This window comes from Glycocaulis alkaliphilus (assembly GCF_004000605.1).
In the GTDB taxonomy this organism is placed as follows: Bacteria; Pseudomonadota; Alphaproteobacteria; order Caulobacterales; family Maricaulaceae; genus Glycocaulis; species Glycocaulis alkaliphilus.
The window spans coordinates 511,866-527,776 of sequence record NZ_CP018911.1 but is presented as its reverse complement, the minus strand read 5'-3'; the positions used below and the strand labels follow the sequence as shown (position 1 = coordinate 527,776).

Sequence of the window (15,911 nt, the reverse complement as noted above, 5' to 3'; positions counted from 1 at the left end):
GCGTTTTGTACGCTATGCGTACGAAACTACATCAGGATGATCGGCCCGTCCGTCAGGCAGGAAGGCGAACGGCGTTCGCCGGTATCCCGGCGTGACAGGCCAATGGCCATGGCCAGCGCAACCAGCCCGTCGATTTTCTCCCGCGACTTGTCCTTTGAAAGCTTCCGGTTCCCTGCGGCGTCCCGGTCCACAACCGCGTTAGACGCGTTCCATGTCAGGATGGGGTGTGCGCCATGGCGAAGCTTGCTGTCGATTATCGAAGTTTCCAGCGCATCGACGGCGGGGCTCATATCCTTGAAGCCCTGCCCCCATTCGGTCAGGCGCAAGTTCACGCCTTCCGCGTCGAGCTGCCTGCGCAGTTCCTCAATGCGCCAGCGGTCATAGGCAATGCTCTTGATATCGAATTCCTGCGCCAGCTCGCCAAGCCGCTGGACCACATACCCGTAATCAGTCGATTTGCCGGGCGTGGCCTCAATGAAACCCTTGTTCGCCCACGTGAAGTACGGGACGCGCTCCGCATCCTCCTTTTCGCGCAAGAGATCGCGGGGACACCAGAAATAGGGCAGCACATCAAACCCGCCCTGTTCATCTGGAAACACCAGAACAAGCGCTGTGAGGTCGCGGGTAGCGCCAAGGTCCAGACCTCCAAAGCAGGCCTTGCCACGCAGCGCCCGGCGATCCGGCACCGTGGCGCAGCTCTCCCATTCAACGCGGTTGATAAAGCGCGCTTCCGCGTCAACGCGCTGGTTGAGATACAGATTGCGGAACGTGCTTTCGAGGCTGGGAACGCGCGCCGCGCGCTTCGCGAACGTCCTGAATTCCTCAAGGCTGCGAAAGTCGTCCAGCGCCGGATTGCAGGCGTACCACGTTGCTTCATCCCAAGGGTCTGCATCCTCTGGCGCGTTGTACAGCGTCAGGTGAAAGCTGGGGTCTTGCGTGACGCCTGAAAGTACCTGCTGACCGTAATCGATCAGCTCGGACAGGAAGTGCGTATCGTCAGCGGCTTGGGTGGAGATCACAACCATAAGCGGTTCAGCTCGCGCACCCATGCTGGTTGCGAGGCTCTCGAACAGCTTGCGGTCACGCGCCTGGGCCAGCTCGTCATAGATCACGAAAGAGGCGTTCAGCCCGTGGCCCTTGCGCGCATCCGATGAAAGGGCGGCGTAGGTCGAGCCGGTTTCATAGTCTTCGATCCGTTTGGCGAAAGCCTGCACGTTCACGCGGCGCGAGAACTCAGGGTCGGCTTTGATCATCGCCACCATTTCATTGTAGATCAGCGCGGCCTGATCACGGTCCACGGCGGCAGAATAGACCTGCCCGCGCGGCTCGGCTTCGGGGCCTAGCAGGTGCGCCAGTGCCAGACCGGCAGCAAGCGCCGTCTTTCCGTTCTTGCGAGGCATGGACACAACCGCCGTTCGCACCGGACGCGCGCCGTCGCTATCGGTTGCGTAGATGCCGTTCACAATGTCGCGCTGCCACGGCCGTATGGTCATCTTGCGCCCAGCATGTGCGCCAGACGTGATGGGCAGGTCTTCGAGAAAGGCAATTACCCGTTCCGCTCTCGAAAGCCCTTCCTCATCACGCCAGCGCCGAACCGGAGCGGGCAGCGTCGGAGCTGTCAGCTTACCCTCGAACAGGGGAAAGACGTTCTCCCCCTGATCCTTGGGGGCTGGTGTCGCTCCGGGGCCGCGCCGTCCCATGCCAATGCCCCTATTGCAGCTCTGACAGCGAAACGTAGGCTTCCCGGCGAACGGCGTTCGCTTGATCGGAAATCCCGTCAACGTCTGCCATCAGGTCAACAAGGAATTTCGTATGTTCGGGGTCGAGAAACTCCATTTCGTGGCTGAGATAGAGCCTTAGCTTCGCTTTCAGGTCGCCAAGGTTTCGCGCCGGCAGCTCGATCGCGCGCTTGAACGAGGCACGGAACGCCTCATAAGCCGTTTCGATATCTTCGGCAGTCTGTCCGGGCTGTTGCGCGTGGCTTGCAGCATAGAACTGCGAGTGTGCGAGATGGTAGTCGGCCATCGCCCGGCCCAAGGTCAGCTCATTGGTAGCGGTTTCTTCGGTCTTCATCAGTTCAGTCCTTCCCATTTTTGAAACTAACTCTGTGAAAAAGCTCCCCCCCGGTCCTCAAACCAAAGGCTTTTCGTGATTTGAGGCCCCCCAGGGGTGGGTATCATCCAGCGGAGCGCCGCTTGGGTCGCAGCCTTTCGCTGGGCCAAAGCCGAAGGCGTGGGGATTATCTTCGGCGTTGGTCTTGCGCGAGTGGCAGGAGGCGCATAGCGCCGCCAGCCCTTCGAGTGGTGGGAATGCTTCGCCGCCCTTGGCGATGGCAATGCGATGATCCACGTGAGAGGCAGGCACGATCCTGCCAAGCTTTGTGCAGACCTCGCACAATGGCTGTTCGGACAGCTTGCGAAGCCGAAGCCTCTGCCAGTTCGCAGTTGAGTACGGCCAGACAGCCATCACGCAGCAACCTTGCTGGTAGCTCTTGCGAACGTTGAAGGGGGCAGCTCGCAAAACCAGTCCGGTTCGTTCTCGGACAGGAAGCCGGTAAAGCCGTGCTCTCGCCAGAACGGGCGGTAGCGCTCGTTAAGCTCGATAGCGATTAGCTTGCTGGGTGCCAGCAAACGAGACCCGGCCACCTTGCAGCCTGCGGCCTTCTGCCGGAACTTATCGACACCGAACCTCGCCTTGAAATCGGCTCGCCATGCGGCTTGATCAACGGGCGGCGCATCATCGGGTGGGAGCTTCCGCCTAGCGCTGGGCGTGGGTTTGGTGTCACGTCCTTCGCGCGCGTGTGTATATATCTCATTACCTATATACGGTGTCGTGGGTGACACTATTTCCGCGTCACTGGTGACACTATTTCCCTCGCCAGAATGGCCGGTATTGGTGTCATTTTGACACCATTTATCGCGGGATTTTGCCTGATCGGCGCGCGTTTTTTCGGCGGGTTCCGGGTGAAAGATCGGGCGATACTGGTTGACGGCGGCGCGGCCTTTCATGGGCGCACGGATCACCTCAAAGAACCGGCCTTCGACCTCCTTGAGGGCGCGCAGTACGGTGCTGCGCGAGAGGTGAAGTTGCTCTGCCAGCCAATCGACGGATGGCCATGAGAAGCCCTTGTTGCCGTTGACCAGCTCCAGCAATTCCAATGCAACGATGCGGTGCGAAGGGTTCATGTCGCTGCGGCGAATAGCCTCGCGAAGCTCGCTGATTTGCCGCCAGAAAGGTTTGGGTGGGCTGTAAGCGCGCGAGGCCGTCATGACACCCTCCCTGCGCTTGCCTTGAAGGCCGGAAAGGTGTAGCGATTATTGAGGATTGCTGTTTGGTTGCTGCATCCGTTTTGACCCTGGCGCTGCGGCTCTCCATCCCGCGCCGGGGTTTTTCTTGCCAGCCTGTCAGGCTGGGGGAAATGGTTAGCCATTGCAGAGCTAACGCATTGATGTTGTTTCGCTGGATTTGAGCTAGTTAGACACGCTAACCCCTTGCTCTGTATAGGAAGGTCCAGCCCCTCCGGGCCCACCAATTACTTTCTCCGAATAAGTCTTTGAATTTGAAATTCGGGCGGGAGAGGCACGAAGTTACGGGCTTCTTTTCCATGGCGCAAAATCGCCGGTTCGGGTAAACGTTCTTAAACTTGGAACTGGTTACGATGTCGTCATATTACAATTTAATGACCTTCGAGCGAGAGGAGGCTAACGAGTGACAACGCGGCACATTTTCGCCCTTCTCAATTCTCACATCGAAGGCGATGAGGATCAATTTCTGTCCGTCGCGATGCAGATTGCTGCGCAACAGGCACGTGACGGTAAATCAGATGATGCCGAGAAGCTTAAGCGCCTCGTACAGAAGGCCCGTGACCAGCGCCGCATAGGTTCTCCGATAGGCGGGCAAACCCCGATCCCGATGGCGCGGCCGCGAGCTGAGCTTCAGGGGCTTGTCGAAAGCACCTATCCCAAGACAACCTTGGCGAACATGGTTCTGGCGGACGATGTGCGGAATCGCTTGGCCCGCGTGGTGCGCCAACAACATGAGCGTGCCACGCTTCGGGATTTCGGGCAGAAACCTGCTACCCATCTGCTTCTTGTCGGGCCACCGGGAACGGGCAAGACCATGACAGCCTTGGCGCTGGCCGGGGAATTACGGCTGCCTTTGTTCACTGTCCGGCTGGAATCTTTGTTCAGCCGGTACTTCGGCGAAACGGCCGCCAAGATGCGCGTTCTGTTTAATCAGATCGCGCAGACCAGGGGCGTTTATCTTCTCGACGAGTTTGATGCCATCGGCGCGCGCCGGGGTGATCCAAACGACGTAGGCGAAATTCGCCGGGTGTTAAACTCGGTGCTCTCATTTATGGAGGAGCCGAACTCCACGGATAGCCTTGTGCTGGCCGCGACAAACCATGTCGAAATCTTGGACGAGGCACTAGCCCGGCGGTTCGACGAGGTTGTTGAATATGTGTTGCCTGAACCCGATGCAGCGCGGGCGATTGTTGAGAAGCGGCTAGGCAAGTTTAGGCTGAATACCCGGTCGTGGACTGCGTTGTCACCCGCGTTGGCAGGGTTAAGCCCAGGAGAATTGGTCCGGGCTGCGGATTCTGTGGTTAAAGACGCGATTATCGACGGTGCTGTGAAGATTTCGACTGACGCGTTGCGCGCGGCTCTTCGTGATCGGCAGACTTTGAAAGGTAAGTTTCGGAGGGGTTCCGAAGTCTAACTTTGCCCGTATAACTTGACTTGAATGGTCGACCTACTGAGTCACGGGGCGGAGTTTGATGGCAGAGCAGGGTGATTACGACGCGCGCAAACATGTACATATTTCGTTCGACGTTTTTCGGGACGGGATCGGCTATTCTTTTCCCCGGCGAAAAATTGAACCCAAGCCGCTCAGAGATGACTATGCTGCGCATTCAAAGGCACTTCTCGACCAACTGACGGCAGCCTTGGGGGACATTCCCATTGCCGGGCAGGATGGTCGTTTGCCGGTGGAAGGCTTGAAGGCTGGTGCCATCGTCGAAGTGGGCACCATACCCCCGGCAGAGGGCAGCCGCGCACAAGCCGTGAAGCTGCCTAAGGGATTGGAGTTCCCCACGCGGGATGTAGTTGTGCTGCGATCAGAGCGGCGTGACGACCGGACGGAAAGCGCCCTCCTCTTTGTGCCGGACGATGCCCGGACGTTTCTGCAAGGCCGCATTCGTTCCTATGGGCAGCCACGGGGCAATCAGCCCCCGGCAGACGTGGAGAAATTCGAGCGGGTGGAAACCATCCGTGCAGCCGAGGCCCATGCCCTATTTGTCGGCAAACTGGATTTCGCGTCCCCAGAACTCCTCTGGTGGGAGCTTTGGGTTCGCCATGACGGCAAGATCGCAGAAGGGGTCGCGGCGGCAGCACGGCTAGCCGAGCTAGATGTTCATCAAGACCGACTCGTTTTCCCAGATACAACGGTACTTTATGTCCACGCCTCAGCTCAAAGAATTGTCGGATTTGTCGAGCGGATCCCGGGCGCCGTTGCAGAAATCAGGATAGCAACGGATACGATTGAACCATTTCTCGACCGAGGCGCGAAGGGCTTGGGGCAGCAAGACTGGGCCGCAGAGCTTGCCGGGCGTGTTGTGCCGCCCCCGAAGGACGCAAATGCAGTTTGTGCGCTAGATACCGGTGTTGCTGCACAACATCCGCTTATTGCACCCGCCCTGCACGGCGCTTGGGCCTATGATGCGGCATGGGGCATAGATGACCACCATCCCCACGGCGGGCACGGCACTCCGCTTGCCGGGATTGCGCTTTATGGCGATCTTGCACCTCTAATGGCTGACGCACGGCAGGTGGAACTCACCCATGCCGTAGAGTCTATGAAGCTACTGCCGCCAAATGGCTTTCCTAGAACTAAACCTCCCAGCTACGGAGTCGTGACTGAGGGCGCCGTCGCGCTGGTGGAGACAGAAAGGCCAAACGTGCGTCGGGCGTTCTGCCTTGCCAATTCCGCGTGTGATTTTCCGCCAGAGCGGCCATCCAGTTGGAGCGGGGCACTGGATCAGATCACTTCGGGGGCAATGCCTGGTGATCAAGCGGATGGGGTTCCAGCGGCAGAAAGACCTAAACGCCTAATGGTGGTCGCAACAGGCAACATGTGCGGTGGGAACATCGCCGACGTTCAGCTCTCGCACCCGATCGAAGACCCTTCGCAAAGCTGGAACGCGCTTACGATTGGCGGTTTTACTGGCAAAGAAACCCCACCTGAAACCCCAGCCGACTTGAAGCCTGTGGTGCCTGCTAACCACCGCAGTCCATTTAGCTTAGGGTCGCAGGGGCTATCTTCAGACCTCACCCCGATCAAGCCCGAAGTGCTATTCGAGGCGGGCAATATGCTTGCTGACCCCTCTGGGTACTGTAGTTGGGGGCCCTCAGTTGCGCTCCTTGCGCCCGGTTCTGACGTTTTGGAAGAACCGCTGGTTCCGTTCTGGGCCACAAGCGCAGCGGCGGGAATGGCGGGGCATTTCATTGGCACGCTGCAAGCCGCACTGCCTGAGCTTTGGCCAGAGACACAGAGGGCATTGGCAGTTGATTCCGCAAACTGGCCCGGGCCAATCCGCAAGCGTCTGATCGGTAGGGGCCAGCATTGGAAAACCGGCTCGAAGGCTGAAAAGCAAGCAATCCTACGAGAAGTCGGCTATGGGGTACCCGATCTTCAACGTGCAATAAATTCGGCCAGCAATGACGTGACGTTGATCGCACAGGCGTCAATCCAACCTTTTGTTCAGGGTGAGAATGGCGGCACCGTATTCAACGAGATGCACTTTTATGATTTACCTTGGCCCAAGGCTGCGCTCGAAGCGATCGAAAACGAAGTAGTCACTATGAAAGTGACGCTTTCGTATTTCGTTGAGCCGAACTTGTCCGGTCGCGCGGCAACCCGACCGGAAACCTACCGCTCCTTTGGCCTCCGCTTCGCAATGAAGAAGCGGTCCGACACAAAGGACCAGTTCAAACGCCGGGTTTCCGGCCAGCAAGAGAGGGACGCGCCGGGTCCGCAACAGGAAGGCGACTACTGGCTCCTCGGCTCGAATGCAGTTCAGGCTGGGTCTCTGCATTGCGACCTGTGGCGCGGGCGGGCGATTGACCTCGCGTTGCATGACGCTATCGGTGTATATCCCGTAACCGGTTGGTGGAAGACCCACCCAGGGCAAAAGCGGTTCAACGACAGCGGGCGATATGCGCTGGTGATTTCCATCTCTGCCCCCGGCTGTCCCGTTGATATGCACTCAGAGATCACCAGTTTAGTGACGGCCAAGATCGCGTCTTCCGTTACGCCGTAAATATTGACTGTGGTGCTCACCCTTCACGTGCTAGGCGAGGATTTGTAAATTGTTTACGCTCCTAGAGGCCTGTTTCCATTGCAGAAATAAGGGCCGATACGGAGCATGGCTGGCTCACCATGCGGTTCTGCCCGCCCCTACCCTTTCAGCAGCGCTTCCAGGATGCGGCGCACCTCGTCGCCATGTTCGGGATCGCCAAGGCCGTAGGTGACGGCGGCGCGTAAGTATCCGGTCTTGGACCCGGTATCGAGCGTCTCACCCTCAAAACGCAAGGCGTGGAAGGGGCTCGATTCCATCAGCCGCAGCATGGCGTCGGTCAGCTGGATCTCGCCGCCCGCGCCGGGCTTTTGCTCTTCCAGCGCGTCAAAGATTTCCGGCTGCAGGATGTAGCGCCCCGAGATCATCAGATTGGAGGGGGCATCCTTCTCGGCAGGCTTTTCCACCATGCCCTTCATCTCGATCAGTTCGCCCTTGCGCTCACCGGGATCGATAATGCCGTAAGAGCTCACCTTGCTCATCGGCACTTCCTCAACCGCGATGATATTGCCGCCAATCGTCTCATACGCCTTGGTCATGGCGGCGAGGAAGGGCACGTCCGACCGCATGAGCATGTCGGGCAGAAGGACGGCAAAGGGCTCATCACCCACAATATCGCGCGCGCACCAGACCGCATGGCCCAGCCCCAGCGGGGCCTGCTGGCGCACAAAGCTGCAAGCGCCGGGCGCGGGCAGGTCGGCGCGCAGCTCTTCAAGCAGCTTCGTCTTGCCCTTGGCCTCCAGCGTCATTTCCAGCTCGTAGGCGGTGTCGAAATAATCCTCGATCGAGGCCTTGTTGCGCCCGGTGACGAAAACAAAGTGTTCGATGCCTGCCGCGCGCGCCTCATCGACGACATAGTGAATGGCCGGCCGGTCAAAGACGGGCAGCATTTCCTTGGGCATCACCTTGGTGGCGGGAAGGACGCGCGTGCCAAGACCGGCAACGGGAAGGACGGCCTTGCGGACCGGCTTTTTCGACATGCTCGATACTCCGTGGGGAGGCTTATTCGACGGTGACGGACTTGGCGAGGTTTCGCGGCTGGTCCACATCGGTCCCCTTGTAGACGGCGACATGATAGGCGAGCAACTGCACCGCACTGGCGAACAAGAGCGGATTGGTCAGCTGGCTGCCCTTGGGAAGCGTGATGATGCTGGCGGCCTCGCCTTCCAGCGCGCGTGCGCCTTCCGGGTCCGTGATCGCAATGACGTGCGCGCCGCGGCTGGCCACCTGCTGGATGGAGGAGCGCGTCTTGTCGAACAGCGCATCGTGCGGCGCGATGACGATGACCGGCAGGCCTTCCTCGATCAGGGCGATGGGGCCGTGTTTAAGCTCGCCAGCGGCATAGCCCTCGGCGTGGATATAGCTGATTTCCTTCAGCTTCAGCGCGGCCTCAAGGGCCAGCGGGAAATTCTGGTTGCGGCCCAGATAGAGCACGGTCGGGTGGCTGGCGATTTCCTGGGCCAGCGCCTCGATCTCGCCTTCGCGCTCCAGCGCTTTGACCATCAGGCCCGGCGAGGCCAGAAGGCTCACCACATGGCCGGCCTCCTGCGCGCGGTCCAGATGGCCGCGATGGCGCCCGGCCAGCACGGCCAGGCACGCCAGCGCGGAAAGCTGGCTGGTAAAGGCCTTGGTCGAGGCCACGCCAATTTCGGGGCCTGCCAGCGTCGGCACGACGAGGGAAGCCTCGCGCGCAATCGTCGAATGGGGGGTGTTGACCAGCGCCAGCGTCTGCACACCCGCCGCCGCCGCCAGACGCATGGCTTCGAGCGTGTCGGCGGTTTCACCCGACTGCGAAATGAACAGCGCGATGTCGCCCGGCAGGAAGACCGGGTCGCGATAACGGAACTCCGAGGCGATATCGACCTCGACGGCCAGACGCGCGAGCGAGCCGAACCAGTAGCGCGAGATTTCGCCGGCATAGGCCGCCGTGCCGCAGCCGACGATTATGAGGCGGCTGGCAGAGCGGAAATCGAGGCCGGCGATCTCGTGTACGCTGTTTTCAAACGCGTCGGCGTAGTGGGACACCGTGCGGCCGATCACTTCGGGCTGCTCATGGATTTCCTTTTCCATGAAGTGTCGGTGATTGCCCTTTTCGGCCAGCACATGGCTGGTTTCGGCGGGCACCAGCTTGCGGGTCACGCCAGCGCCCTGTCCGTCGAACACCTCGATTGCGCCGGGGCGGATCACCGCCATGTCGCCATCGTCGAGAAACATGATCTGGCTGGCATGGCCGGACAGCGCCAGCGGGTCCGATCCCAGATAGCCTTCCGTGCCGCCAAGACCGGCAATCAGCGGCGCGCCCTTGCGTGCGCCCATGATGAAGCCGGTTTCGCCCTCGACCATCACGCCCAGCGCGAACGCGCCTTCAAGGCGCGGCAATACCGTTTTGAGGGCGGCAACAGGATCGCTGCCCGCCTGCATTTCGCGATCGATCAGATGGGCCACCACTTCGGTATCGGTCTGGCTGGTGAAGCTGCGTCCCTGCGCGGCGAGTTCCTCGCGCAGTGTCTTGAAGTTCTCGATAATGCCATTGTGTACGACCAGTACGCGGCCGGCCTGGTGGGGGTGCGCATTGTCATCGCTGGCCGCGCCATGGGTGGCCCAGCGCGTATGGCCGATGGCGGTGCTGCCGCCAAGTGCGGGGGGAATCTTGTCGGCAAGGGCCTGCACCTTGCCGGTGGCGCGCAGGCGATGCAGCGCCCCGCCCTTGTCTATCACGCCTATCCCGGCGGAATCATAGCCACGATATTCAAGCCTGCGAAGACCTTCGATAATGAAGCCTTCCGCCTCGCCGTGACCGACCACACCTACAATGCCGCACATTCAGCAACTCCCGGATTTGCCGCAGACACTTCGCCCCTGATTTCAGCCTGCTTAGTGGCAGGCCGCACAGCGTTAGGCAAGGCAGGGCGCAATCACGCTTGATGACGTTTTGTGAAATGAAGAGCGCCCAGGCGTTTTGCGCACGTCACGGGCCATGGACGCCCCGGACCCGATGGGTTAGGAGTTCAGATTCATGCTAGGGGACATTTGTGGAGCATTGAGGGCATGAAACTGCCGTTCAGGACCATGTGTGCGGCAGCGGCCCTGCTCACCGGACTGATGTTCGCAAACGCTGCCACCGCGCAGGAAGGCGAGCGCCCGATCTATCTTGACGCCATCGAGATCGAACAGAACCGCGAAGGCAATGTCATCACCGCGCGCGGAGAGGTCAGCGTCCAGTCAGGCGACCGGATGCTGTTCGCCGACGAAGTGGAATACCGCACCGACGAAGACCGCGTGATCGCGCGCGGCAATGTGCGCCTGCATGACGGGGATATGCCTGCCCAGACCGCCGAAGAGATCGAGCTGACCAATGAATGGTCGGAGGCGATGGCCACCGGCTTTGCCATGCTGATGGACAATAATGGCCGGGCTGCATCGGCCTACGCCGTCCGCCGGTCAGACGGCGGCGTGACCCTCCACCGGGCTTACTATACCGCCTGCGACCTCTGTGAGGACAGCCGCCGCCCGCCGACTTGGCGTTTCCGCGCCCGCGAGGTGGTCCAAGACCCTGAATCAGAGATGATCTATTACCGCGACGTCCGGCTGGAGGCGTTCGGGGTGCCGATTTTCTACTCGCCCGTCTTTGCCCATGCGGACCCGTCTGCGCCGCGCCGTTCCGGCTTCCTCATTCCGACGGTGGACCTCTCCAACCGGCTCGGCTTTGTCTACCAGCAGCCCTATTATCACGTGATGTCGCCACATCGCGATCTGGTCGTCACGCCGATGGTGATGACCGAATACAATCCGGTTGTCCGTTATGAATACCGCCAGCGTTTCTGGTCAGGTGCGATCCGGGTGCGCGGCAGCGCCACCTATGAGCAGGAGTTCGACCGCGATGGCGGGTTCGGCGATTCCGAACTTCGCGGCCATATTGCCGGGTCTGGCGCATTCAATATCGCGCCGGGCTGGGTCTGGCGCTTCAATGTCCAGCTGACATCCGACCCGCTTTACATGGAGCGCTACGGGCTGAGAGGCGATGCTGACCGGGATTCCGATTTTGCAAGGCTCAATGCCCGCCTCCTGCCGACCGAGATCAATGTTCGCGGCCGGACACGGCAGTATTTTGCCAATGCCACCGTCATGGGTTTCCAGTCGCTGGCAGACAATATCGACGATGAAACCCTGCCCATCATTGCCCCCATCGTGGAGGCCGAATACCGGCTGCCGCTTCCCGGCTGGGCGGGATTTGCCAATGCCAGGGCATCGGGCATCTATCTGACGCGCGATGTAGGCAATGATTACGCGCGGGCGACGGGCGAAATCGACTGGTCGCGCAATTTCACCCTGCCCGGCGGCATCCGCGTTTCTCCCTATGCCGGCGCACGCGGCGACGCCTACCGCTTCACACGCACCAATGCGAGCGGCGTGACGCTGGAAACGCGCGAGTTTACGCGCACCATGGCGAATGCCGGTGTGGACGTGTCATGGCCCTTCCTGCGTCCGGGCGATCTGGGCGACACGATTCTGGCGCCGCGCATCCAGCTGGCCTCATCGACGGCGCTGGGCGACGACGAACTCGCGCCGGGCGAGGACAGCCTCAATCTGGAGCTTGATGTCTCCAACCTGTTCGCCCGCAACCGGGCCAATGGCTATGACGCCTGGGAAGAGGGTACGCACCTCAATGCCGGCCTGACAGCCAGCTTCCAGTCGAAGACGCGCTACCTGCCCGACACCGAGCTGTTTGTCGGCCGCAGTTTCCGTCTGGATGGCGATGCCAGCTTCGGTCCCGGGTCTGGCCTTGATGAAGAACAGTCGGACTGGGTGGCCCAGCTCGATGTCAATTTCGGCAATCAGTTCGAGCTGGGTGTGAGGGGGCGCTTTGACGGCGACACCACCCAGGCCAACCGGATCGATGCCTTCTCGCGTGTGTCGATCTGGCGCGTCCGGGGCGACATCACCTACTCGCTTGTCGACGATGCTGCCGTCACCACGCGGGTGCGTGAATCGATCAATCTCGGCGGTAATTTCCGCGTCACCGATAACTGGTTTCTGGCCTATTCTGCCGTGCGCGATCTGGAGCGCGGGGTCACGCGCAAACAGGATGTCAGCCTGATCTATCGCGATGAATGCACCGATCTGCGGATCATTTACGACCAGACCAATTACGACATCGGCAATCTTGGCCCCAGCCGGTCAATCATGCTGCAGGTGACGCTGTTCTCGATCGGAAACCGCTAGGCCGCCACCAGCCCGCACTGGGCCGGTGTCCAGCTAGAACTCGCGGATTGCGGTGATGACCGCGTCCTGCGCGGCTTCGTCCAGATAGGGATGCATGGGCAGGGAGATCACCTTTTCTGCCTTCTCTTCCGTGACAGGCAGTCCGCCCGGCCCGGCAGGGTATTTCGCATACGGCTCCTGCTGGTGGATCGGGATGGGATAGTACACGGCGGTCGGAATGCCGCGTGATTTGAGATGGGCCGCCAGCGCGTCACGGCGGCTGTGCTCGATCGTGTACTGCGCCCAGACAGACACCCCATTTGCGATGACCTGCGGCACGGCATCGACATGCTTTTCCAGATGCGTGTTGTAGCGCCCGGCAATGCGGTTACGCGCCTCGATCTCGTCGGGGAATACCGCCAGCTTTTCCAGCAGCACCGCCGCCTGGATGGTGTCCAGGCGCGAATTCATGCCGATGCGGACATTGAAGTATTTGGGATCGTGCTCGAAGGCACGCTTCTCGATGTCGCGCGGCATGGCTTTGCCATGTACGGCAAACGATTCCATGATCTCGGCGAGATCCGCATCATCGGTCAGCACCGCCCCGCCATCGCCATAGCAGCCCAGCGGCTTGGCCGGGAAGAAGGAGGTGGTCGTCACATCGCTCCAGTGGGAGGGATGCTTGCCGTCCAGCGTGCAGCCAAAGCCCTGCGCGCTGTCCGCGATCAGTTTCAGGCCATGGCGCTGCGCAATCTCGGCAATCTGCGGATAGTTGGCGGGCTGGCCGAACAGGTCGACTGCAATCACGGCGCGCGGGTTCAGCTCGCCTTTTGCCTTCACCATCTCGATGGAGGCCTCAAGATGGGCCGGGTCCATATTATAGGTCGCCGGGTCAATATCGACGAAGACCGGCGAGGCCCCAAGCCAGGGCACCACTTCCGCCGTGGCGGTAAAGGTGAAGGACGGACAGAATACCGCGTCACCGGGGCGCAGCCCCCACGCCATCAGCGGCAGGACCAGCGCATCGGTGCCATTGGCACAGCCCAGCGCGCGCGATGAACCACTGAACCGGGCCAGCGCAGCCTCAAGCTCCTGAACTTCCGGGCCCAGAATAAACCGCCCGCTGCGCACGGCCGACAGGATCCGGGCGTCCACCCTCTCCGCGATACGGGCGTATTGGGCTTGAAGATCAATGAATTGCATGACTGGGTCCTGTAGATCGATTGCCGCCATCGGGCGGTGTTCTGATTGGCGCGACCATGATGCAGGCCTGCGCGAGGAGGGAATCACAATCTGTTTCGATGTCTGCGGGCAAGCCCTCACGGGCTGGCCAGGCTCACTTCACCCTGTCAGCGAGCCGTCGAAGGTATAGCGCATAGGCGCCGCCACCCATCGCATCGGCGAGCGCGCGCAAATCCTCGCGGGCGATAAAGCCCTGCCGAAATGCGATCTCTTCCGGGCAGGCAATCTTGGAGCCTTGCCGGCGTTCCAGCGTAGAGACGAAATCGGCTGCTTCCAGCAAGCTGTCGGGCGTGCCGGTATCCAGCCACGCATAGCCTGCGCCCATGGTTTCCACCTCCAGCTCGCCTGCATCGAGATACATCTGCAACAGGCAGGTAATCTCCAGCTCGCCGCGCCCGGACGGCGTGACCTTGCGGGCGCGCGCCGGGGCGTTTCCGTCGAGGAAGTAGAGCCCGGTAACGGCAAACTCGGAAGGCGGCGTTTCAGGCTTTTCGACGATGTGCGTTGCACGGCCCTCATCATCGAAAGCCAGAACGCCATAGCGTTGAGGGTCGGCAACCTCGTATCCGAACACCGTCCCGCCTGATGGACGCGCATCCGCCGAACGCAGCATCTCGCGCAGGCCCTGGCCAAAGAAGATATTGTCGCCCAGCACCATCACCGATGGCGCACCGGCCAGAAAATCCTCCGCCAGCAGATAGGCCTGTGCCAGCCCGTCAGGCGATGGCTGGGCGATATAGCTCAGCGATATGCCCCACTGACTGCCATCACCCAGCAGCGCCTGAAACAGAGCCTGATCGTGCGGCGTGGTGATGATGGCGATCTCGCGCACGCCCGTCATCATCAGCACCGACAGCGGATAATAGATCATCGGCTTGTCGTAGATCGGCAGGAGCTGTTTTGAGACCACAGCCGTGACCGGATAAAGCCGCGAGCCCGACCCGCCTGCCAGAATGATACCCTTGCGTGCTGTCACGGCCATTTTCCCGCAGTGCGATCCATCCGGCCCCCTGTATCCGGCGCGTGCTGCCGGACGTCAATGCGCGCCGCGCGGGTCAGACCTTCGTGCCGAGCCTGTCGCCTGCGCCCTTGCGCGCCAGCAGAGGCCGCCACCAGCGCTCATTGTCCAGATACCATTGCACCGTGCGGCGCAGACCCTCTTCAAGCGTCACAGAGGGGCGCCAGCCCAGCTCGCCGGCTATGCGGCTGGCATCAATCGCGTAGCGGGCATCATGGCCGGGCCGGTCCTCGACAAAGCGGATAAGGCTGGCATAGGGCTGCGTTGAAGGACGCAGCTCATCCAGCACCGCGCACAGGGCCGTCACCAGCTCCAGATTGGTGCGCTCGCTATTGCCCCCGATATTGTAGGCGCGGCCCACAGCGCCCGCCTGCAGCACGGTCAGCAGCGCGTCGGCATGGTCTTCGACATAGAGCCAGTCGCGCACATTGGAGCCATCGCCATAGACCGGCAAGGTCTCGCCCGCGAGCGCCTTGATGATCATCAGCGGGATCAGTTTTTCGGGAAAATGATAGGGCCCGTAATTGTTCGAGCAGTTGGTCAGCACAACCGGCAGGCCATAGGTCTCATGCCAGGCGCGCACCAGATGGTCGGCCGCCGCCTTGGAGGCTGAATAGGGCGAGCGCGGATCGTAGCGCGTCTCTTCGGTAAACTTCACTGACGGATCGGCGGGCAGGGAGCCATACACCTCGTCAGTGGAGATGTGGTGGACGCGGAAAGCTTCCGGCCTGCCCTTGCCCGCCCAGTATTTGCGCGCCGCTTCGAGCAGGTTGAACGTGCCGTTGATATTGGTCTCGATGAAGTCAGCCGGGCCATCAATGGAGCGGTCGACATGGCTTTCAGCCGCCAGATGCATGACGGCATCGGGCTGGTGGGCGTTAAAAATCCGCTCCAATGCAGCCCGGTCGCGTATGTCTGCGTGCTCGAAGGCGTAGAGCGGGGAGGTGGCCACAGACGCCACATTCTCCAGCGAGGCCGCATAGGTCAGCGCATCGAGATTGACCACGGACAGGCCGCGCGACACCGCCAGGCGGACAACCGCCGAGCCGATAAATCCCGCCCCGCCTGTGACCAGTATTGTCATCGCCCTGCCCG

The 15,911-nt window shown here is 61.0% G+C and carries 12 protein-coding genes; 3 read left to right on the top strand and 9 right to left on the bottom strand.

All coding sequences use genetic code 11. The features are described from left to right. Positions 1-26: 26 nt before the first annotated feature. From X907_RS02510 to X907_RS02495, 4 genes are read right to left on the bottom strand one after another with little or no spacing between them, the layout of a single operon-like run. A complete protein-coding gene (locus X907_RS02510; protein WP_127565484.1) occupies positions 27-1,700 on the bottom strand; it encodes a terminase large subunit in 1,674 nt (557 codons plus the stop codon). Positions 1,701-1,710: 10 nt separating this feature from the next. After that, on the bottom strand, positions 1,711-2,073 hold the full coding sequence (locus X907_RS02505) for a hypothetical protein (RefSeq protein ID WP_127565483.1): 363 nt from the start codon (positions 2,071-2,073) through the stop codon (positions 1,711-1,713). A 57-nt stretch (positions 2,074-2,130) separates the two neighbouring features. Continuing rightward, on the bottom strand, positions 2,131-2,466 hold the full coding sequence (locus X907_RS02500; RefSeq protein ID WP_127565482.1) for an HNH endonuclease signature motif containing protein: 336 nt from the start codon (positions 2,464-2,466) through the stop codon (positions 2,131-2,133). Continuing rightward, positions 2,466-3,269: a helix-turn-helix domain-containing protein gene (locus X907_RS02495; RefSeq protein ID WP_127565481.1), complete on the bottom strand. Its 804-nt coding sequence runs from the start codon at positions 3,267-3,269 to the stop codon at positions 2,466-2,468. Before X907_RS02495 ends, X907_RS02500 begins: the two co-directional genes overlap by 1 nt. Positions 3,270-3,876: 607 nt before the next feature. On the opposite strand from X907_RS02495, the gene X907_RS02490 reads away from it, so the two are divergent. Further along, complete coding sequence (locus X907_RS02490) at positions 3,877-4,719, top strand: AAA family ATPase (RefSeq protein WP_373870265.1); 843 nt, start codon at positions 3,877-3,879, stop codon at positions 4,717-4,719. A gap of 58 nt (positions 4,720-4,777) precedes the next feature. After that, positions 4,778-7,318 (top strand): S8 family peptidase, encoded by a 2,541-nt coding sequence (locus X907_RS02485; protein ID WP_127565479.1) that lies wholly within the window; start codon positions 4,778-4,780, stop codon positions 7,316-7,318. A gap of 137 nt (positions 7,319-7,455) precedes the next feature. Here the strand turns inward: X907_RS02485 and galU are convergent, their stop codons facing one another. Then, the gene (gene galU / locus X907_RS02480; RefSeq protein ID WP_127565478.1) at positions 7,456-8,334 is read right to left on the bottom strand and encodes a UTP--glucose-1-phosphate uridylyltransferase GalU; all 879 of its coding nucleotides are present in this window, start codon (positions 8,332-8,334) and stop codon (positions 7,456-7,458) included. A 22-nt stretch (positions 8,335-8,356) separates the two neighbouring features. Continuing rightward, the gene (glmS, locus tag X907_RS02475) at positions 8,357-10,177 is read right to left on the bottom strand and encodes a glutamine--fructose-6-phosphate transaminase (isomerizing) (RefSeq protein ID WP_127565477.1); all 1,821 of its coding nucleotides are present in this window, start codon (positions 10,175-10,177) and stop codon (positions 8,357-8,359) included. A 225-nt stretch (positions 10,178-10,402) separates the two neighbouring features. Here glmS and X907_RS02470 point away from each other — a divergent pair, with 225 nt between their 5' ends. After that, entirely contained in the window at positions 10,403-12,577 is a 2,175-nt protein-coding gene (locus X907_RS02470; protein WP_127565476.1) for an LPS-assembly protein LptD, read from the top strand. A 33-nt stretch (positions 12,578-12,610) separates the two neighbouring features. Here X907_RS02470 and X907_RS02465 read toward each other — a convergent pair whose 3' ends face one another. The 3 genes from X907_RS02465 to rfbB form a co-directional block, all read right to left on the bottom strand. Next, positions 12,611-13,759, bottom strand: coding sequence for a DegT/DnrJ/EryC1/StrS family aminotransferase (locus X907_RS02465; RefSeq protein ID WP_127565475.1), 1,149 nt, complete (start codon positions 13,757-13,759; stop codon positions 12,611-12,613). Positions 13,760-13,892: 133 nt separating this feature from the next. Further along, a complete protein-coding gene (gene rfbA / locus X907_RS02460; protein WP_179951438.1) occupies positions 13,893-14,774 on the bottom strand; it encodes a glucose-1-phosphate thymidylyltransferase RfbA in 882 nt (293 codons plus the stop codon). Between the two features lie 79 nt (positions 14,775-14,853). Further along, positions 14,854-15,900 (bottom strand): dTDP-glucose 4,6-dehydratase, encoded by a 1,047-nt coding sequence (gene rfbB, locus X907_RS02455; protein WP_127565473.1) that lies wholly within the window; start codon positions 15,898-15,900, stop codon positions 14,854-14,856. Positions 15,901-15,911: the final 11 nt, after the last annotated feature.